15 protein-coding genes and 1 pseudogene are annotated in these 18,141 nt (G+C 73.5%); 6 read left to right on the top strand and 10 right to left on the bottom strand.

What is annotated here, in order from left to right; genetic code table 11:
• Positions 1-4: 4 nt before the first annotated feature.
• Positions 5-928 (top strand): STM4011 family radical SAM protein, encoded by a 924-nt coding sequence (locus IE271_RS14370; RefSeq protein ID WP_190190739.1) that lies wholly within the window; start codon positions 5-7, stop codon positions 926-928.
• 84 nt (positions 929-1,012) lie between these two features.
• Here IE271_RS14370 and IE271_RS14365 read toward each other — a convergent pair.
• The 7 genes and pseudogenes from IE271_RS14365 to IE271_RS14335 all read right to left on the bottom strand — a co-directional run.
• Positions 1,013-1,288, bottom strand: a pseudogene (locus tag IE271_RS14365) (TauD/TfdA dioxygenase family protein); the annotation flags it as partial.
• Between the two features lie 362 nt (positions 1,289-1,650).
• Entirely contained in the window at positions 1,651-2,526 is an 876-nt protein-coding gene (locus IE271_RS14360) for a phosphogluconate dehydrogenase C-terminal domain-containing protein (protein WP_190190668.1), read from the bottom strand.
• Entirely contained in the window at positions 2,526-3,335 is an 810-nt protein-coding gene (locus IE271_RS14355) for a sugar phosphate isomerase/epimerase family protein (protein ID WP_190190667.1), read from the bottom strand. Before IE271_RS14355 ends, IE271_RS14360 begins: the two co-directional genes overlap by 1 nt.
• Entirely contained in the window at positions 3,335-4,117 is a 783-nt protein-coding gene (locus IE271_RS14350; RefSeq protein ID WP_190190666.1) for a triose-phosphate isomerase family protein, read from the bottom strand. The genes IE271_RS14355 and IE271_RS14350 overlap by 1 nt, the downstream gene beginning before the upstream one ends.
• Positions 4,117-4,590 (bottom strand): ribose-5-phosphate isomerase, encoded by a 474-nt coding sequence (locus IE271_RS14345; RefSeq protein WP_190190665.1) that lies wholly within the window; start codon positions 4,588-4,590, stop codon positions 4,117-4,119. The genes IE271_RS14350 and IE271_RS14345 overlap by 1 nt, the downstream gene beginning before the upstream one ends.
• A gap of 11 nt (positions 4,591-4,601) precedes the next feature.
• Complete coding sequence (locus tag IE271_RS14340) at positions 4,602-6,368, bottom strand: dihydroxyacetone kinase family protein (RefSeq protein WP_190190664.1); 1,767 nt, start codon at positions 6,366-6,368, stop codon at positions 4,602-4,604.
• Complete coding sequence (locus IE271_RS14335; protein ID WP_190190663.1) at positions 6,365-7,750, bottom strand: MFS transporter; 1,386 nt, start codon at positions 7,748-7,750, stop codon at positions 6,365-6,367. Before IE271_RS14335 ends, IE271_RS14340 begins: the two co-directional genes overlap by 4 nt.
• Positions 7,751-7,989: 239 nt before the next feature.
• Here IE271_RS14335 and IE271_RS14330 point away from each other — a divergent pair, with 239 nt between their 5' ends.
• Positions 7,990-8,772, top strand: coding sequence for a FadR/GntR family transcriptional regulator (locus IE271_RS14330; RefSeq protein WP_373308763.1), 783 nt, complete (start codon positions 7,990-7,992; stop codon positions 8,770-8,772).
• Positions 8,773-8,928: 156 nt separating this feature from the next.
• Here IE271_RS14330 and IE271_RS14325 read toward each other — a convergent pair whose 3' ends face one another.
• Positions 8,929-10,191, bottom strand: coding sequence for a heparan-alpha-glucosaminide N-acetyltransferase domain-containing protein (locus IE271_RS14325; RefSeq protein WP_190190661.1), 1,263 nt, complete (start codon positions 10,189-10,191; stop codon positions 8,929-8,931).
• Between the two features lie 201 nt (positions 10,192-10,392).
• Between IE271_RS14325 and IE271_RS14320 the strand changes: the two genes are divergently transcribed.
• From IE271_RS14320 to IE271_RS14310, 3 genes are all read left to right on the top strand, one after another.
• Positions 10,393-11,058 carry a response regulator gene (locus IE271_RS14320; RefSeq protein ID WP_190190660.1) on the top strand — a complete coding sequence of 222 codons (666 nt, stop codon included), beginning with the start codon at positions 10,393-10,395 and terminating at the stop codon, positions 11,056-11,058.
• On the top strand, positions 11,055-12,170 hold the full coding sequence (locus IE271_RS14315; RefSeq protein ID WP_229919325.1) for a sensor histidine kinase: 1,116 nt from the start codon (positions 11,055-11,057) through the stop codon (positions 12,168-12,170). The genes IE271_RS14320 and IE271_RS14315 overlap by 4 nt, the downstream gene beginning before the upstream one ends.
• A gap of 782 nt (positions 12,171-12,952) precedes the next feature.
• A complete protein-coding gene (locus tag IE271_RS14310; protein ID WP_190190659.1) occupies positions 12,953-14,617 on the top strand; it encodes an alkaline phosphatase D family protein in 1,665 nt (554 codons plus the stop codon).
• A gap of 108 nt (positions 14,618-14,725) precedes the next feature.
• Here IE271_RS14310 and IE271_RS14305 read toward each other — a convergent pair whose 3' ends face one another.
• Positions 14,726-15,184 carry a hypothetical protein gene (locus IE271_RS14305; protein WP_190190658.1) on the bottom strand — a complete coding sequence of 153 codons (459 nt, stop codon included), beginning with the start codon at positions 15,182-15,184 and terminating at the stop codon, positions 14,726-14,728.
• 570 nt (positions 15,185-15,754) lie between these two features.
• Here IE271_RS14305 and IE271_RS14300 point away from each other — a divergent pair.
• Positions 15,755-17,572 carry a pectate lyase-like domain-containing protein gene (locus IE271_RS14300; RefSeq protein ID WP_190190657.1) on the top strand — a complete coding sequence of 606 codons (1,818 nt, stop codon included), beginning with the start codon at positions 15,755-15,757 and terminating at the stop codon, positions 17,570-17,572.
• Positions 17,573-17,710: 138 nt separating this feature from the next.
• Here the strand turns inward: IE271_RS14300 and IE271_RS14295 are convergent, their stop codons facing one another.
• Positions 17,711-17,962 carry a DUF6158 family protein gene (locus IE271_RS14295; protein ID WP_190190656.1) on the bottom strand — a complete coding sequence of 84 codons (252 nt, stop codon included), beginning with the start codon at positions 17,960-17,962 and terminating at the stop codon, positions 17,711-17,713.
• Positions 17,963-18,141 lie beyond the last annotated feature (179 nt).

Below are 18,141 nucleotides of genomic sequence, written 5' to 3'. Positions count from 1 at the left end.
CGCCGTGGACCTGACGCTGCTGTACCGGGGCCCGCTGGCCTCCTGCGACTACGACTGCCCGTACTGCCCGTTCGCCAAGCGCCGCGACTCGGCGGAGCAGCTGCGGGCCGACCGCGCCGCCCTCGAACGGTTCACGTCCTGGGCGGGCGGCCAGGCGGGCGACCGGTTGTCCGTGCTCTTCACGCCCTGGGGCGAGGGGCTGGTGCGCTCCTGGTACCGCCGGGCCCTGGTGGAGCTGTCGCACCTGCCGCACGTGCGACGGGTCGCGATCCAGACCAACCTCAGCTGCCGCACCGACTGGCTCGCGGACGCCGACCTCGACACGGTCGCCCTGTGGTGCACGTACCACCCGGGCCAGACACCGTACGAGCGCTTCCTGGCCAAGACCCGCCGGCTGGCGGAGCTGGGCGTCCGCTTCAGCGTCGGCGTCGTCGGACTCCCCGGACACCTGGACCACGCGCGGGAGTTGCGGGCGGCCCTGCCCGAGCACGTGTACCTGTGGGTGAACGCCGCGGAGGGGCACACCTACACGGACGAGGAGGCGGCGCGCTGGACGGGCCTCGACCCCCTGTTCCCCTACAGCCGCCACCCGCACCGGTCGGCCGGACTGCCCTGCCGCACGGGCGAGTCGGTCGTGTCGGTGGACGGCGACGGCACGGTCCGCCGCTGCCACTTCGTCCGTGCGGAGCTGGGCAACCTCTACGACGGTTCGTACCGTGCGGCCCTCGCCCCGCGCCCCTGCCCGCTGGCCGTGTGCGACTGCCACATCGGCTACGTGCACCTGGAGACGCTGCCGCTGTACGACGTCTTCGCGGGCGGCGTCCTCGAACGCGTGCCGCGCACCGCGCCCGCGCCGGCCGGCCGCCTGCTGCCCCTCGAAATCGCCGGGGCGGCCGACCCGTCACCGGAACCGGTGAACAACCGGTAGACGTACATCACATGCGTCCACAGCGAGTCGGAAAAGCCGTTCTTCGTATATCCGGGTCGACGCCCACCCGAGCCGTACACCGGGGCCGCTGCCGGCCTCCGCGATGCGGGTGATGCGCAGCATCGAGCCGAGCGAGGGCTCCTCGTCGGCGGTGCCGTCGGCGTGCCAGCCGTTGCCGGCCACCTCGCGCGACTCCTTGGACGCGCTGATCTCCAGGATGTGCGGGTCGGAGTCCTCGGCGGCGAGGGCGACCGGGTGCAGTTCGCCGAAGAGCCCGGCGAAGCGCTTGTGGTCCTCGGGGATGATGTCCTGGTCGCGGAAGACCAGCACGTGGTGGGCGAGGAAGGCGCGCTTGACCTCGACTGCCGGTGCTGCCCGCCCCGGGGCGGGGCGGTGGCGTCCGTCGCCCCGCGGACGCGGAAGCGGACGGCGGTGCCCGACGGGACCGCCCGGGCGGCGGCCCGGCCGTGCCGCGCCCGCGCGGCGTTCGTCAGCGGGGCGGCGAGGCCCGTCGACGGCGACGTCCGCGCGCGGGCGAGGGCCGGCCGGGCGGCACGGCGGGAGCGGGCGCACCGGCGGCCGTGTCGCCTGCCGGGGCGTACGGCGCGGTACCGGCCCGCGGGCACGCCGGTGCCCGGGACCGGCGGGGACGGGTCCCGGGCGGGTGCGCGCGAGGGGCCGCCGCCCGGTCCGCGGGACCGGGCGGACGGCCGCCCCGGGGTTCAGCGCTTGATCTCCTTGATCTTCAGCATGCGCGTGATGACCTTGTCCAGCTCCTCGTCCTCGAAGACCTTCTTCCAGTCGTCGCGGACGATGGACTCGCGGCCGTAGTCCATGGCGATCAGGCAGGCGTCGGAGAACGGGTTGGAGCCCTTGAGGGTGTTGGCGAGGGCGACCTGGGTGTGGCCCAGGAGCATCGCGCGGGCCGCCTTCTCCGGGACGCCGACGGTGTGGACCGTCTCGTGCAGGGCCTCGGTGAGCAGGGCACCCACCATGCAGGCGATGGTCTCGACGAGGGTCGGCTCCAGGACGGCGAGCTGCTTGACGGTCACCCAGTGCACGTCGACGACCGGCGCGTACATGACGCGGATGACGGACTCGGCCAGCTCCTGCTTGGCGGCGTCGCCGCCCTCGTACGCGGCCACGACCTCCTGCGGCGCGGCGATGCCGCCGAAGGTGTCCTGCCACTCCTCCTTGGTGGTGCGCTCCAGGAAGACGGACGGGTGGCAGGGGTGGGCGCAGGCGTAGTGGACGTCCTCGCGCTCGAACAGCAGGCCGGCGTAGGCGGCGGCCGGGTCCAGGGTCAGCACGACGGCCCCGGACTTCATCAGCGGGACGAGCTCCTCGGAGACCTTGCCGAGGACGACGTCCGGGACGGCGAGGATGACGACGTCGGCCTCGGCGGCCGCGTCGGCGGACTCGGTCAGCTCGCGGCCCAGGCCCTTGATCAGCTCCTGGCCCTTGGGGGACGCCTCGCTGAACAGCACCCGGAAGTCGCTCTCGACCAGGTTGTTCGAGACGCGCTGGCCCATCTTGCCGGCGGCCCCGATGACGGCGACGGTCTTGACGTCGACCTGGGTCTGGATCTCGGTGGCCATTACTTGCTCCTCAGAAGAGTGGTGATGCTGTGCTGCGTCCACTGGTGTTCGAGCCGGGCGGTGGCCTCGTAGCCCTCGTCCTGCCACGGGAGCCAGTGCTCCACGATCTGGTTGATGTCGCGCCCGGGCCGGGCCTCCTCCACCGCGGCGATCATGCCGTCGTAGTCCAGGAGCCCCTCCCCCAGCGGGCAGCCGGCGTAGGTGAAGCCCACCCAGCCGTCGCGGCGCGTGAAGGCGAAGTCCTTCACGTGGATGTTGACGACGTGCCCGGCGGTGGCGGCCACGACGTCCACGGGACGCTCCAGCCGGGCCACGCTGTTGCCGGGGTCCAGGACGACGCCCAGGTACGGGCTGTCCACGCGCTCGACGACCGACACGAGGCCGTCGGTGGAGACCTGCTCGTAGGTCTCCAGGCCGAGGGTGACCCCGGCGTCCGCGTAGCGCTCGGCGGCCTTCCGGAGCAGGGCGGTCGCCTCGTCGGCGGCCGGCCGGTGGTCGGCGGTGTTGAGCATGGAGCGCACCAGGGTGACTCCCAGGTGCTCGGCCATGTCGAGGTACTTCAGCAGGTGCTCGGTGCGCACGCCGCGGGTGCCGAGCTCCAGGGTCAGGCCCAGGTCGGCGGCGGCGGCCCGCACGTCCGCGAGCCGCGCCGCGTCGTAGGACTCGATCGGGGCGTAGTCGCAGATCTGGAAGACCTGCCCGCCCAGCCCGGCGGTGTCGCGCAGCATGTCCTGAAGCGGCATGGGCTTCGGGGCCCGCTGCGAGATGCGCCAGAAGTACGCGTAGGTGCTGATGCCGTAGCGGGTCATCACGCCACCGCCGTCTCGGGGGCGGCGCCGAGCCGGATCTCGTCCAGGATGCTCGCCACCGCGTCGGGGTCGTGGGCGAAGCGGCCCAGGAAGAGGCCGCCGACGGCGGGCCCGAGCCTGCTGAGCAGACCGGGTCCGGCGCTGCCGCCGTAGATGACGGTGGAGCCGGCGTGGTGGGGCCGGGCGCCGAGCCAGTCGCGCAGCGCCCGGCACACGGTGGTGATGTGCTCGGCCGAGGCGGGCTCGGGGGCGCCGATGGCCCACTGCGGCTCGTAGGCCAGCACGACCGCGCCCTCGCGTCCCCGCAGCAGCCGCTCCGCCTCGGCCACCGTGCGGCGGGCGGCCTCGTCCGGGGCGACCGGATCGAGCTCGCCGACGCACAGCACCGGGGTCAGGCCGTTGCGCAGGGCCGCGGCGGTCTTGGCCGCGACGACGGTGTCGCCCTCGCCGTATAGGCGGCGGCGCTCGGCGTGGCCGACCTCGGCGTAGCGGCAGCCGATCTCCTTGAGGTACGGGCCGCCGACCTCGCCGGTGTACGGGCCGCTGTCCTCGGTGGCGACGTCCTGCGCCCCGAAGTCGACGCCGGAGCCGGACAGCAGCCCGGCCACCGGCACGATCGCGGGGAAGGGCGGCAGGACGAACAGCTTCGCCGCGCCACTGGTCACGGCCGGGTGCCGGTCCGCGACGGCGGCCACCTTCCGGGTCCAGTTCAGGGTCTGGTGGTGGCCGAAGTACATCTTCAGGCTCACCCCCAGCAGGACGGGTGCCTGGCGGGAGGGCATCAGGCGGCCTCGTCGGTGTTCTCGTAGTCGCACATCAGCTGGACCTTGGCGGCGGACGGGGAGGAGGTGTCGAAGCGGTAGGTCAGCCACTCCTTGGCCAGGCGGCGGGCCAGCTCCAGGCCGATGACGCGCTGGCCGAAGGTCAGCACCTGGGCGTTGTTGGAGAGGATCGCGCGCTCCACGGAGAAGGAGTCGTGCGCGGTGACGGCGCGGACGCCCTTGACCTTGTTGGCGGCGATCGCCACGCCCAGGCCGGTGCCGCACACCAGCAGGGCGCGGTCGGCCTCGCCGCGGGCGACCATCTCGGCGGCGGCGATGGCGACCTTCGGGTAGGCGGTGTGGCCGTCGGCGTCCACGCCCACGTCGGCGACGGAGGCGACCAGGTCGCTGTTCTCCAGGTCCTTCTTCAGGGCTTCCTTGTACTGGTAGCCGGCGTCGTCGCAGCCGACGACGATGCGGAGCTTGTCGCTCATGGGGGTTTCCTTCACTTGCGGTCGGCGCCGCCGACGGCCGGCGCCTGCTTGCGGGTGCCGAGCACGCCGTGGACGGCCCGGACGATGAGAGCGAGCGAGTGGGCGCCCGCGTCGGGGGTGCCGAGCGACTTCTCGGCGTGGGGGCGGGCGCGGCCCATGCGGGGCAGCAGGTCCGCGGTGTCGCGGGCGGCCTTCGCGGCGGCCTCGGCGGCCGTGTCCCAGGCGGCGGTGAGGGCGGCCCCCGCGGCCACCTCGGCGGCCAGCATGTCCGCGAAGGGCACGAGGACGTCGACCATGGTCTTGTCGCCGACCTCGGCGCCGCCGAGCGAGCGGACGCCGGCGGAGGCGTCGGTGACGCCCCGGGCGACCCGGTCGGCGGTCGGCCGCTCGCTGTCGCCCAGCGCGTCGCCGATCGCGCGCAGGATGACGCCCCACAACGCGCCGGAGGTGCCGCCCGCCCTGTCCGCCCAGGCGTCGGAGGCCCGGTGCAGGACGGTGGCGGCGCCCGCGCCGGCGGCGACGGCGTGCTCCGCGGCCTCGGCCGCGGCCGTGGAGCCGCGCTGCATGCCGATGCCGTGGTCGCCGTCGCCCGCGACGGCGTCGATGCGGCCGAGCTCCTCGGCGTGCGCGTCGATCGTGTCCCGGACGGTGGTCAGGGTCTCGGCGACCAGGCGCCCGGTCACCCGGGACTCCTCGGTCGCCTCGGGCACCGCCTCGGTGCCGCCGTCGGCCTCGGCCGGGACCTCGTCCGGGAGGTCCTGCGGCCGCTCGACGCTGCCCTTGCGGTAGGCGGGGGTGTCCGCGGGCGCGGTCCACAGCGCCTCCAGCTCGTCGTCGAGCCAGGTCAGGGTGAGGGAGACGCCGGCCATGTCGAAGCTGGTGACCAGCTCGCCGACCTCGGGGTCGACGATCTCGACGCCCGCCTCGGCGAGCAGCCGCGCCACACGGCGGTAGACGACGAACAGCTCCTCGTACTTGACCGAGCCGAGCCCGTTGAGGATCACGGCCGCGCGGCCGCCGGAGGCCCGCTCCACGCCCTCGGGCAGCTCGGCCAGCACCTTGCCCACCAGCAGCTCGGCGGCCTCGTCGGCGCTGGGCACCGCCTCCTCGCCGATGCCGGGCTCGCCGTGGATGCCCAGGCCCACGGCCATGCGGCCCTCGTCCACGGTGAACAGCGGGTCCTCGGCGCCCGGCAGCGTGCAGCCGGAGAAGGCGATGCCGAAGGAGCGGGTGCGGGCGTTGGCGTGCTCCGCGACGCGCACCACCTCCTCCAGGTCCGCGCCCTGCTCGGCGGCGGCCGCGGCGGCCTTGAACACGGGCAGGTCGCCCGCGATGCCGCGGCGCTTGGCAGCCTCCTCGGCGGTGGCGCTGGAGATGTCGTCGGTGACGGCGAGGGTGCGGGTGGGCACGCCGTCGGCGGTCAGCCGCCGGGCGGCCTGCCCGAAGTGCAGCACGTCGCCGGCGTAGTTGCCGTACATCAGCAGCACCCCGGCGCCGGCCTCGGCCGCGCGGGCCACCGTGCGTATCTGCTGGGCGGACGGGGAGGCGAAGACGTTGCCGACGGCAGCGCCGTGCGCGAGGCCCTGGCCGACCAGGCCGGAGAAGGCCGGGTAGTGGCCCGACCCGCCGCCGACGACGACGGCGACCTGGCCGCGCGGGGTGGGCACGGCGCGGACGACGCCTCCGGTCACGGGCCGCACCCAGCGCCGGTGGGCGGCGGCGAAGCCTTCGAGCGCCTCGTCGGCGAAGGCGGCGGGGTCGTTGAACAGGCGGGTCATCGAAGGGCCTCCGCCGGCTCGCGGTGCTCCGCGTCCGCGTCGGGGCGGGTGCGGGAGGCGAGCCGGATCATCAGGACGGCCGACAGCAGCATGAGGGCGCCGACCAGGTAGAGCGGTACGTAGTAGTCGCCGGTCCAGTCCTTCAGCCAGCCGGTGACGTAGCTGGCGGCGAAACCGGCGATGTTGCCCGCCGTGTTGATCAGCGCGATGCCGGCGGCCGCGGCGGCCCCGGTCAGGAACCGGGAGGGCACGGACCAGAAGACCGGCAGGGCGGCGAAGATCGAGCAGGCGGTGACGGTGATGACGGCGACGGTGGCCGTGGGCGAGCCCATGTAGAGGGCGAGCGGGATGGTGACGCCGCCGACGACGGCCGGACCGGCGATGTGCCAGGTGCGGGTGCCGTTGCGGGTGGCGTGGCGGGTCCAGAGGAAGAGCACGATCGCGGCGGGCAGGTACGGGATCGCGGTGATCCAGGCCTTGTCCATCACGCTGAAGGTGGTGTCGTACTGCTCCTGGAAGCCGTTGATGATCGTCGGCAGGAAGAACGCCAGGGCGTACAGGCCGTAGACGAAGCCGAAGTAGACGACGGCGAGGACCCAGACGCGGGCGTTGGTGAACGCGGCCTTCAGGTCGCCCTTGGCGTGGCCGCCCCTGCCCTCGTGGCCGGTCTTGCCGGCGTTCTCGGCCTCCAGGGCGCCGGTCAGCCAGGTCTTCTCGTCGGCCGTCAGCCACTTGGCGTCGGCCGGGCGGTCGATCAGGTAGAACCAGGCGATGGCGCCGAGCAGGATCGCGGGCAGCGACACGAACAGGAACATCACGCGCCAGCCCTCGAGGCCGAACAGGCCATGGCGGTTGATCAGCCAGCCCGCGAGCGGGGCGCCGAACACCGTGGTCAGCGGCTGGGCCAGGTAGAACAAGCCGAGGATCTTGGTGCGGTGTCGGGACGGCACCCACTGGCTGAGGAAGAGGATCGCGCCCGGGAAGAAGCCGGCCTCGGCGACGCCGAGCAGGAAGCGCAGCGCGTACAGCTGCTCGCTGTTCTGCACCCAGGTGAAGAGCAGCGAGACGATGCCCCAGGTCACCATGATCCGGGCCAGCCAGCGGCGGGCGCCGAAGCGGTGCAGGGCCATGTTGCTGGGGACCTCGAGCACGATGTAGCCGAGGAAGAAGATCCCGGAGGCGAAGCCGAACTGGGCGGCGGTGAGGGCCAGGTCCTGGCCCATGCCGTTGGGTTCGGCGAAGGACACCGCGGTGCGGTCCAGATAGTTCACGAAGAACATCAGGGCCACGAACGGGACCAGGCGGACGGAGACCTTCTTGATGGCCGACCTCTCGACGGCGGTCTGCGCCGTCGAGGCGGGTGGCACTGCGCTGGATGGCATGGCGACTCCTCGGCTCGCCGGACTGCTCTGTCCGGTCGCGTCACTCTCGGCAGGACGGGGCGACGATGCCGTGCACCACGCCGGTCGAGCCGAACTGGGATCACGCTATGCCTCGACTTCAAATTGGTCACCAATTTACCAAAGTGAGGAGCGTCGCATTTTTACCCTCTTGACACGCGCTGGTCACAGAGGCGATGGAGCCCCTTGATCGCTGCGTGGCACGGGAATCTGGTCTACTGGTGGCCGTGACCAGTCAGCCCGCCCAGTCCGCGCAGCCGACGGACCTCGCCCAGCTCCTGCGTCCCGTGGTGCGCGAGTCCTCGGTCAGCGAGGTGGCCAAGCGCCTCCTCGACCACCTCTCGGCCGGCAACATCCGGCCCGGCACCCGGCTCCCGGCCGAACGGCAGCTCGCCGAGGCCCTCGGCGTGGCCCGCTCCAGCGTGCGCGGGGCGCTGTCCGCCCTGGACGTGCTGGGCATCATCGAGATCCGCCCCGGGTCCGGCTCGTACGTGCGCGAGGGCACCTCCGAGTTCCTGCCGCGCGCCATCAACTGGGGCCTGATGCTCGGCCAGCGCCGCACCCAGGACCTCGTCGAGGTGCGGACGTACATGGAGAGCGTCTCGGCGCGCCTGGCCGCCGAGCGCGCCGGCGACGAGGACGTGGCCCGCCTGGAGGAGCACCTGGGCCACATGCGGGACGCCGGGCACGACGTGAAGGCGTTCATCGAGGCCGACATCGCCTTCCACCTGGAGACGGCGCGGATCGCCCGCAACAGCGTCCTCAGCGACATCCTGCACAGCATCCGCGCGCTGCTCCAGGTGTGGATGGAGCGGGCGGGCGACATCGAGGGCACCGTCAGCGGCACGCTGTGCGAGCACGGCGCGGTCCTCGACGCGATCCGCGCCCGGGACCCCGAGGCGGCGGACCGCGCCATGGCCGAGCACATGCGCATGGCCAACGAGCGCCTGCGCGCCTCGCTGGAGGCGGAGTCGGAGGCGGGGACGGGACCGGCCGGCCGGTAGCCGGGCCGGGCCGCCGTCCCACCCGCTCAAGTCCCTGACGGGAAGAGGGAGTCGAGCCGCTCCACGACGGCCCGCCCCCGGTCGTCGACGGCAACGGCGACGGCGGTGCGTCCGCAGGACCCGCGCCCCCCGGACGCACCGCCGTACGCCCTCACCTCACTTCACCCGGCGGGCCACCTGGGTGACCTTGTAGAGCGCCTGCTCCAGCGGACCGCGCCGGAAGTGGTTCATCCAGAGGGTCGCGAAGAGCATGGAGCCCAGGGTGAGGCCGGTCAGCATGGCCACCGCCGGGAAGTAGTCGTACGGCATGCCCAGCACGGCGATCACGCAGATGTGCGCGGCGTACGCCGTGAGCGCGATCATGCCGACCGCGCAGACGGGGCGCAGCAGCCGGATCAGGCGCGGCATCCGGTCCGCCACGACCACGCACAGGGTCAGGACCAGGAGCGCGAGCCCCGCGCTGCCGAGGATCGAGAAGGTCGTCTGGCTGTGCGGCGCGCCCACCAGCAGCCAGGCGCCGGGCAGTTCCTCGTCCGGGTAGCCGACCATGTCCGCCCACCAGGCCATCGCGGCCGAGTCGCCGTCCGTGGCCGTCAGGACGTCGGACATCGCGTTCGGCACGAGGTGCAGGGCCAGCCACGAGCCACCGTGGCCGAGCACGACCAGCGCGGCGCCGGTCAGCGCCAGCCGGGCGCGGACGACGTGCCGGCGCAGGTCGAGCCGGGCCACCGCCATGCCCGTGAGCACGAACGGCACCCAGGTGATCACCGGGTACTCGCCGATGAACAGCAGTTCGATGAAGCCGTCCGTGTCCGTGATCCGGGCGAGGGGGTCGTAATCGATGATCGTCCAGGCCCAGTCCCCCTCGTCGATCGCCCGGAGCATGAAGAACAGCACCTGCGGCATGACCAGCGCGGTGGTCAGGGCGAGCACCGCCAGCGTCCGGCCCCGCAGCCGGTACAGCGGCAGCACCACCAGGAAGAACAGTCCGTAGCAGGGGAGGATGATGGCGATGATGGTGGGCAGGGCGACGAGCGCGTAGCCCACCACCAGCAGGAGCAGGGAGCGGATGACGACCCGGGCCACCGCCTGCCGCCCGGCGCGGCCCGTGCGGGGCCGCGGGCGCCCGGTGAGGATGATCAGGGAGAACCCGGCGAGCACGGCGAACAGGGCGGGGGCCCGGCCGCGGCCCAGCTCGGTCAGGAGCTCGAAGGGGCCTCCCAGAAGTAATCGGTCCTCCTCCGGATCAGGCCCCACATGCGCGGCGTACATGCCGAACACGGCCAGTCCCCGGGCCAGGTCGATGCCGACCAGCCGTCCCGTCGACGGCGCACGGGCGGTGTCGGCGGGACGTCCGGCGCTCGCGGCGGAGGCGGGGACCGGTGCGGAGACCGGTGCGGGTGATGCGTCGCGTGTCATGAGACACCAGCGTGCGCACAGTCCGGCTCCGGGACCATCCGGCGCGGGTCCGGAGTCGGCCCGCCGGTCGGCGGGGGTGCACCCGCCGACCGGCCGGGCGCATCCCGCCCGCTTGGCGGGAACCGATCCAGCGAAACCGCCCGGGGGAGCCGAACATGGTAGGAATCCGACGGTGGTCCGAAGACGAGCGGCGGGGCACAGGTGATCCGGGTACTGGTGGTCGACGACGAAGCCCTGATCCGTACGGGTTTCCAGCACATCCTCGACACCGCGGACGACATCGAGGTGGTGGGGGCGGTTCCCGGAGGACAGGCGATACGCGCGGCGCGGGAGGCGCATCCCGACGTCGTGCTGCTCGACATCCGCATGCCCGACGTGGACGGGCTCACCGTCCTCGCCGAGCTGCGGAAGCTGCTGCATCCGCCCGTGGTGGCGATGCTGACGACCTTCGACATGGACGAGTACGTGGCGACCGCGCTGCGCTCGGGAGCGGCCGGCTTCCTGCTCAAGGACACCGACCCCGAGCAGCTTCCGCACCTGGTGCGGGCGTTGGCCGACGGCGACGTCGTCCTGTCGGCCAAGGTCACCCGCGCCGTCGTGGACGGGTATCTGGACAACGAGCCGCGGGAGGGCGCGGCCCGCGCCGTCGCCCGGCTGACCCCGCGCGAACGCGCCGTGCTCGCCCTCGTCGCCGAGGGCCTGTCCAACGCCGACATCGGGGCGCGGATGCACCTGAGCACGGGGACGGTCAAGGACCACGTGAGCGCGCTGCTCACCAAGCTGCAGGTCAACAGCCGCCTGCAGGCGGCCCTGCTGGCCGACCGCGCGGGCCTGCTCAGGCGGCCGCGGGAGGGGGACTACGGGTGACGACCTCCCGCCGCCTGCCCGGCCCGGCGCTGGACATCGCGGTGATCGCGGCCTCGCTGCTGGACGTCTGGGTGCACGTCCACTGCGCGGAGCCGCTGCGGCTGGCCGCCGGGCTGCTGGCGGCCTTCTCCCTCGCGCTCCGCCGCCACCTGCCGTTGGCGACCTTCGCGCTGACCCTGCCGACGACCCTGGTCACCGACGCGGTGTTCGCCACGCTGGCGGCCCTGTACTCGCTCGCCGTCCGCACCCGCCACCGCTGGCTGCTGGCCGGGTGCGCGATCGCGTTCACCGTCAGCGACACGACGTCGTGGAACTGGCCGTCCCCGGAGTTCGGCGATCCGTGGGAGCCGTGGACCATCGTCTCGGTCAGCTACGCGCTGGGCACGGCGGCCGCCCCCGTCTTCCTCGGCCAGCTCGTCCAGGCCAAGCGCGAGCTGTCGCTCCGGCTCGTGGAGATCTCCCGGGCCCGCGAGCACGAACGCCTGCTCACGGCCCAGTCGGTGCTGGCCAAGGAGCGGGCGCAGCTGGCCCGGGAGATGCACGACGTGGTCTCCCACCAGGTGAGCCTGATCGCCGTACGGGCCGGCTCGCTCCAGGTGAGCAGCCGCGACCCGGAGACGAAGGGGGCGGCCGCCACCATCAGACAGCTCAGCGTGCGGACGCTGGACGAACTGCGGCACATGGTCAGCGTGCTGCGCGCCTCCGAGAGCGGGCCCGCCGAGCTGACGCCGCAGCCGTCCCTGGCGGACCTGGAGCGCCTGGTCCTCGACAGCGGCATCGAGGCCGACCTGTGCACGGACCTGCCCGGTGACCTGCCCGCGACCGTGCAGCGCGCGGTCTACCGCACGGTGCAGGAGGCGCTGACCAACGTGCGCAAGCACGCGCCCGGCGCCTCGGCCACCATCCGGGTCCGGCACGAGGACGGCGTCGTCCACGCCGTCGTCACCAACACGCCCTCCGGCCGGCCCGCCCTGCCGCTGCCCGGCGCCCACCACGGCCTGGTCGGCCTGCGTCAGCGGGCCGAGCTGCTGGGCGGCACCGTCACCGCGGGTTCCACCCCGGACGGCGGTTACGAGCTCCACCTGAGCCTGCCGGCCCCGAAGACGTCGTGACGGCGGGGTGCCGCCCGGGCGGCACCCCGTCCCCGAGCCCGGCCGGAACCCGCCGCCCCCGCCGCTTCGGCGCTCTTCGGAAGGAGTGCGCCGGACCGCCCGCCGTCGACCCGCCTCCCGCATCCCGCTTCCTCCCGGCACCTCCGGGACCGCCGCCCTCCCCGCGCCGGGCCTCCGCGCCGGACCCCACCGCCCCCGCGCACCGGCCACCGACCCCGGACACCGGGCCCCGGTGACGGGACCGCCGGCCTCCGCAGGCCGGCTCCCCCGGCCCGCCGTGGTCGCGGCACCCGCGGAAACCGGACACGCGAGCGGCCCACCCCGCGCCCCGCACGCGGTGCCGACCAGCCTCTCGCCCCACACGCCGTGTCCCGCACCCCGCGCCCCGCACGCGGTGCCGTCCCGCCCCACGCCCCACGCGCCGTGTCCCGCACGGCGCGTCCCGCGCTCCGCCCGCCGCGCCCGGGAACCGTGTCCCGCGTCCCGTGCCCGGCGGCCGCCGGCCGCTCGTCGGCCCGCCGCCCCCTCCCGCTCCTTCGGCCCCTCACCGGCCCCGCTTCCACCGGCGGCCCCGTCCGCCTCCCGACCGCGACGCGCTCACCCCCCGGCCCGCACCTGCCAGGAATGTGCACTTTGTCTGTTTAGCATCCATACGTCCGCAGCGTCTGGGAGGGTCCGCCCCACCGAAGCCGTCCGTCCGGCATCCGGCTGCCGTGTGCTCGACGGGCCGTCGTCGCCCTGCCAGTCCGACGCCCCGAGCCAGCACCGCCAGGGAGAGCCAGATGACACCCTCAGGTCGTCAAAGACGGCAGTCGCCCCACCTCCTCGCCCGTCACTCCCCCGAACTCCGCGCCGCCGCCCGCCACATCGGGCGCCGCCGCTTCCTGACCGTCACCGGCGCCGCCGCCGCGCTCGCCTTCGCCACCAACCTGCCGCCGCTCGGCGCGTCGAGCGCCGCCGAGTTCGACGCCTCCCGGATCGCCGACGACCCCTTCACCCTGGGCGTCGCCTCCGGCGACCCGATGCCGGACTCCGTGGTGCTGTGGACCCGCCTCGCCCCGTCCCCGTACGAGGCGGACGGGGGCCTGGCACCCCAGCCCGTCAGCGTGGACTGGGAGGTCGCCGAGGACGAGGCGTTCGCCCGCGTGGTCCGGCGCGGCTCGGCCATGGCGCAGCCGGAGTACAACCACACCCTGCACGTCGAGGCGGAGGGCCTCGACCCCGACCGCGTGTACCACTACCGCTTCAAGGCCGGCACCTGGCTGAGCCCGGTGGGCCGCACGCGCACGTCCCCCCTGGCCACCACGCCCACCACCTCGCTCACCTTCGCGGCCGTCTCCTGCCAGGCGTACCACGACGGCTACTTCACCGCGTTCCGGCACCTCGCCGAGGAGGACGTCGACGTGGTCTTCCACCTCGGCGACTACCTCTACGAGTACGCCGTGAACTCCGTGGGCGGCGCCCGCAACTACGCCGACCGCACCCTGCCCGACGTCTTCGACCACGAGGCCACCACCCTGGAGGACTACCGGCTGCGGTACGCCCTCTACAAGAACGACCCCGACCTCCGGGCGGCCCACGCGGCCCACCCCTTCGTGGTGACCTGGGACGACCACGAGACCGAGAACAACTACGCGGCCGCCGTCGACGAGCGGGGCGATCCGCCGGAGGAGTTCCTGCTGCGCCGGGCCGCGGCGTACCGCGCGTACTGGGAGAACCAGCCGCTGCGCACCGCGCAGACCCCCGACGGCCCCGACCTGCGGCTCTACCGCCGCCTCCAGTGGGGCACGCTCGCGCAGTTCGACGTCCTCGACACCCGCCAGTACCGCTCCGACCAGGCGTACGGCGACAGGCCGCACCCCTTCGGACCCGAGACGGACGACCCGGCGCGCACCATCACCGGCGCGACCCAGGAGCGGTGGCTGATCGACGGCTGGCAGTCCTCGGACTCCCTGTGGAACGTCGTGCCGCAGCAGGTCTGCTTCTCGCAGCGCAAGATGGAGAACACCGAGGACGCCAACGTCTCCATGGACGCCTGGGACGGCTACCGCGCCTCCCGCCGGCGCGTCCTGGCCGGGGCGAAGTCGGCCGGCGTCGACAACCTGATGGTCCTGACGGGGGACGTGCACGTGGCGTACGCCTTCGACATCAAGGACGACTTCGACGACCCGGAGTCCCGGACCGTGGGCACGGAGATCGTGGCGACCTCGATCTCCAGCGGCCGGGACGGCGTCGACAGACCCGGCAACTGGGACACCTACATGGCCGCCAACCCGCACATGAAGTTCTACAACGGGCGGCGGGGCTACGTCCGGGTGGAGCTGGGCACGGAGTCGGCGCGGGCCGACTTCAAAACGGTGTCCGCCGTGACGAGGCCCGACGCGCCGATCGTGACGGCCGGGTCCTTCGTCACCGAGGTGGGCGACCAGGGCCTGAAGCCCGTGTGACACGGTCCGCCGCGCTCGTGCACGGGGCCGGACGGGGGCCGACCGGACCGGGCCGGGGCGTGGGGTGCGACGGGGCGGGCGTGACGGGACCGGGCGGGGCGGGCCCCCTCAGGCCGGTCCGGGCGTGCTCGACGGCGTGGCCGTGTGGTCGGGGTGGCCGTGGGTGCGGCGCTCCTCCTTCATCTCCGCCTCGTACAGGTGGTCGCGCCCCTGCGCCAGGTCCTGGCGGACCGCCGCCTCCAGCTCCTTGAAGGGCTCGTAGTAGGTGGCGTTGTAGGCCTCGACGATCTGGAACGTCCAGTGCCCGGGGATCACGTTCCGGCCCAGGACCTCCCGGCGCACCCGCTCGGCGTGCTCCTCGTGGCCGGCCTTCCGCAGCATCTCCACCGCCTGGTCCAGCTCCATGTCGGCGGTGCCGGTCAGCTGGTGGAAGGAGTACAGGTGGCCGCGTGCCCGCTCGGTGGTCTCCAGTGCCTTGGAGAGCGCGCCGAGCGCCTCCACGATCTCGTCGGTGACGCCCTCGGGCCGCCGGTGGTCGCGGTCGGGTCCGTCTTGCTGCTCGCTCATGCCTGTGCAGGTCCCCTGCCCGCGGCGGTGCACACCTCCGTGCGACGGAGTCTCGCCCGCCCGGACGCACACCGGCGGCCCTGTTCACACGCCCGGCGGAGACGACATCGGACGGTGACCGGACCGGAAGGACCGGGAAGCCGGAAGGACCGGGCGGGACGGACGAGGCGAGTCGGGCGGGGCGGACGAAGGAGGGCCGGGCGGGACGGACGAGGGAGGACCGGGCGGGAGGCGGCGAGAGAGCGCTCTCAGCACTGCGTACGCACCCTCGACGAGCACATCCGGGAACGGGCGGTGCGGCGGGCCCGGATCCGAGGGGCGCGCCCCGCCCCACCACGACCTCTTGAATCCGATCACCCGGGTCACGACACCCCTCACGCCCCCTCCAACCACGTGCGAAACACGGCGAATTGGGATGTGTCGGCCCGCCCGCACCACCAACGCGCGGTGATCGCGGCCCCACCTCTTGACGCATGGTTCACACGGATGAAGCATGCAACGGCAAGAGAGCGCTCCCATCCCCCACATCGTTCACTTTCTGAACCACCTGAACCAGGAGAGCCACCCCCCATGACTCCTCCCCCCACCGACCCGTCCGCCACGGCCGGGTCCCCCCTCGCGCGGCGTGCCGTCCTCGGCGCGGCCGCCGCGGCGGCCGCCGCTCCCGCGCTGCTCGGTCCGTCCTCCCCCGCGTCCGCGGCCCCCGGCGCATCCCGGAGCGGGCGGCCGGGCACCCGCGCCCTTCCCGGCGGCGGCGACCTCGGCCCGAACGTCATCGTCTTCGACCCCTCGACCCCCGGCATCCAGGCCAAGCTGGACGAGGTGTTCGCGCGGCAGGAGTCGGCCCAGTTCGGCACCGGCCGCTACGCGCTGCTGTTCAAGCCCGGCACCTACAGCGGCCTGAACGCGCAGATCGGCTTCTACACCTCCATAGCCGGCCTCGGCCTGTCCCCCGACGACACGCAGATCAACGGCGACGTGACCGTCGACGCCGGCTGGTTCGACGGGAACGCCACGCAGAACTTCTGGCGCTCCGCGGAGAACCTGGCGCTCACCCCCGTCAACGGCACCAACCGCTGGGCCGTCTCGCAGGCGGCGCCCTTCCGCCGCATGCACATCAAGGGCTCCCTGAACCTCGCGCCCGACGGCTACGGCTGGGCCAGCGGCGGCTACATCGCCGACAGCCGGATCGACGGCGAGGTCGGCCCGTACTCCCAGCAGCAGTGGTACACCCGCGACAGCTCGGTCGGCGGCTGGACCAACGCCGTGTGGAACATGGTGTTCTCCGGTGTCGAGGGCGCGCCCGCGCAGGGCTTCCCCGACCCGCCGTACACCACGCTCGACACCACCCCGGTCTCCCGCGAGAAGCCCTTCCTCTACCTCGACGGCGACGACTACGCGGTGTTCGTGCCGGACAAGCGCACCGACGCGCGCGGCACGAGCTGGGGCAGCGGCACGCCGCGCGGCACCTCGCTGCCGCTGTCGCGGTTCTACGTCGCGCAGCCGGGGGTGAGCGCGGCCACGCTCAACGAGGCGCTGGCGCAGGGCCTGCACCTGCTCCTGACGCCCGGCGTCTACCGCCTCGACGCGCCGATCCAGGTGGACCGGGCCGACACCGTCGTGCTCGGGCTCGGCTACGCCACCCTCATCCCCGACAACGGTGTCACCGCGGTGCGGACGGCGGACGTCGACGGCGTCCGGCTGGCCGGGTTCCTCGTCGACGCGGGCCCCGTCAACTCCGAGACGCTGCTGGAGATCGGCCCCGAGGGCGCGTCGGCGGACCACTCCGCGAACCCCACCACCGTGCAGGACGTGTTCGTGCGGATCGGCGGCGCGGGCGCCGGCAAGGCCACCACCAGCATGGTGGTCAACGCCCGTCACACCATCGTCGACCACACCTGGGTCTGGCGCGCCGACCACGGCGACGGCGTCGGCTGGGAGACCAACCGCGCGGACTACGGCGTCGTGGTCAACGGCGACGACGTGCTGGCCACCGGCCTGTTCGTGGAGCACTTCAACAAGTACGACGTCCAGTGGAACGGCGAGCGCGGCCGCACGATCTTCTTCCAGAACGAGAAGGCGTACGACGCGCCCGACCAGGCCGCCGTCCAGAACGGCGACGTCAAGGGCTACGCCGCCTACAAGGTCGCCGACTCGGTCACCACGCACGAGGGCTGGGGCATGGGCAGCTACTGCTACTACAACGTGAACCCCTCGATCGTGCAGCACCACGGCTTCGCCGCCCCGGACGCCCCGGGCGTGCGGTTCCACGGCCTGCTGGTCGTCTCGCTCAGCGGCAACGGCCAGTACGAGCGGGTCATCAACGACACCGGCGCCCCCACCTCGGGCACCTCCACGGTGCCGTCGACGGTGGTCTCCTACCCCTGACGCGGGCACGGTGCGGGGCATCCGCCCGCGCCCCCGTCCCGCTCTGCGCGGGCGCGGGAAGGCGGGCGGGTGCCCCGTGGGAACGGCGGCACCGGTTCCCGGACGGAAGGCACCTGCCCCCGGACGGGAACCGCGCCGTCACTCCCTGGCGCGGGCCCCCTCCCGGGTGCGGTTGGCCGACACCAGCCGCCCGGGGTTGCGGCGGACGTACTCGCGCTCCAGCTCGACCGAGCGCCGGGTGTGCGCGTTCAGCGCGTCCTGCGACCCGTACAGGAAGGTGTCGTGCCGGGTGCGGTGCAGGCTCTCCAGTTCCCTGAGCAGCTCGTGGTCGTCCAGCCGGGCGGGGTCCGCGCCCAGCGCGGCGTCGTTTCCGTCGTAGTGGTCGGTCACGGTGCACTCCTGCCCTTCCTCGGGGTCGGCTGACCGGGCGTCCGGCGCCGACCGAACGCCTTCTGCGCACCGAGTCTCCCGGGGCGGGCGCGGCAAACAGCCCGGCCGGCCGGGACCGCCGGGCCCGTGGCGGTGTCCGGGTGCCGGGGCCGCGCCGGGGCGGCTGCCGTCCCCCATGC

The sequence above is a fragment of the Streptomyces minutiscleroticus genome, from assembly GCF_014650875.1.
GTDB lineage: Bacteria > Actinomycetota > Actinomycetes > Streptomycetales > Streptomycetaceae > Streptomyces > Streptomyces minutiscleroticus.
The sequence above is the reverse complement of the archived record's forward strand: the minus strand, read 5'-3'. Positions and strand labels throughout refer to the sequence as shown.

Coding starts and splice junctions, on each gene's coding strand:
- IE271_RS14360 (WP_190190668.1), bottom strand. CDS start 2,526: ATGGCCACCGAGATCCAGACCCAGGTCGACGTCAAGACCGTCGCCGTC.
- IE271_RS14355 (WP_190190667.1), bottom strand. CDS start 3,335: ATGACCCGCTACGGCATCAGCACCTACGCGTACTTCTGGCGCATCTCG.
- IE271_RS14350 (WP_190190666.1), bottom strand. CDS start 4,117: ATGCCCTCCCGCCAGGCACCCGTCCTGCTGGGGGTGAGCCTGAAGATG.
- IE271_RS14345 (WP_190190665.1), bottom strand. CDS start 4,590: ATGAGCGACAAGCTCCGCATCGTCGTCGGCTGCGACGACGCCGGCTAC.
- IE271_RS14340 (WP_190190664.1), bottom strand. CDS start 6,368: ATGACCCGCCTGTTCAACGACCCCGCCGCCTTCGCCGACGAGGCGCTC.
- IE271_RS14335 (WP_190190663.1), bottom strand. CDS start 7,750: ATGCCATCCAGCGCAGTGCCACCCGCCTCGACGGCGCAGACCGCCGTC.
- IE271_RS14325 (WP_190190661.1), bottom strand. CDS start 10,191: ATGACACGCGACGCATCACCCGCACCGGTCTCCGCACCGGTCCCCGCC.
- IE271_RS14310 (WP_190190659.1), top strand. CDS start 12,953: ATGACACCCTCAGGTCGTCAAAGACGGCAGTCGCCCCACCTCCTCGCC.
- IE271_RS14305 (WP_190190658.1), bottom strand. CDS start 15,184: ATGAGCGAGCAGCAAGACGGACCCGACCGCGACCACCGGCGGCCCGAG.
- IE271_RS14300 (WP_190190657.1), top strand. CDS start 15,755: ATGACTCCTCCCCCCACCGACCCGTCCGCCACGGCCGGGTCCCCCCTC.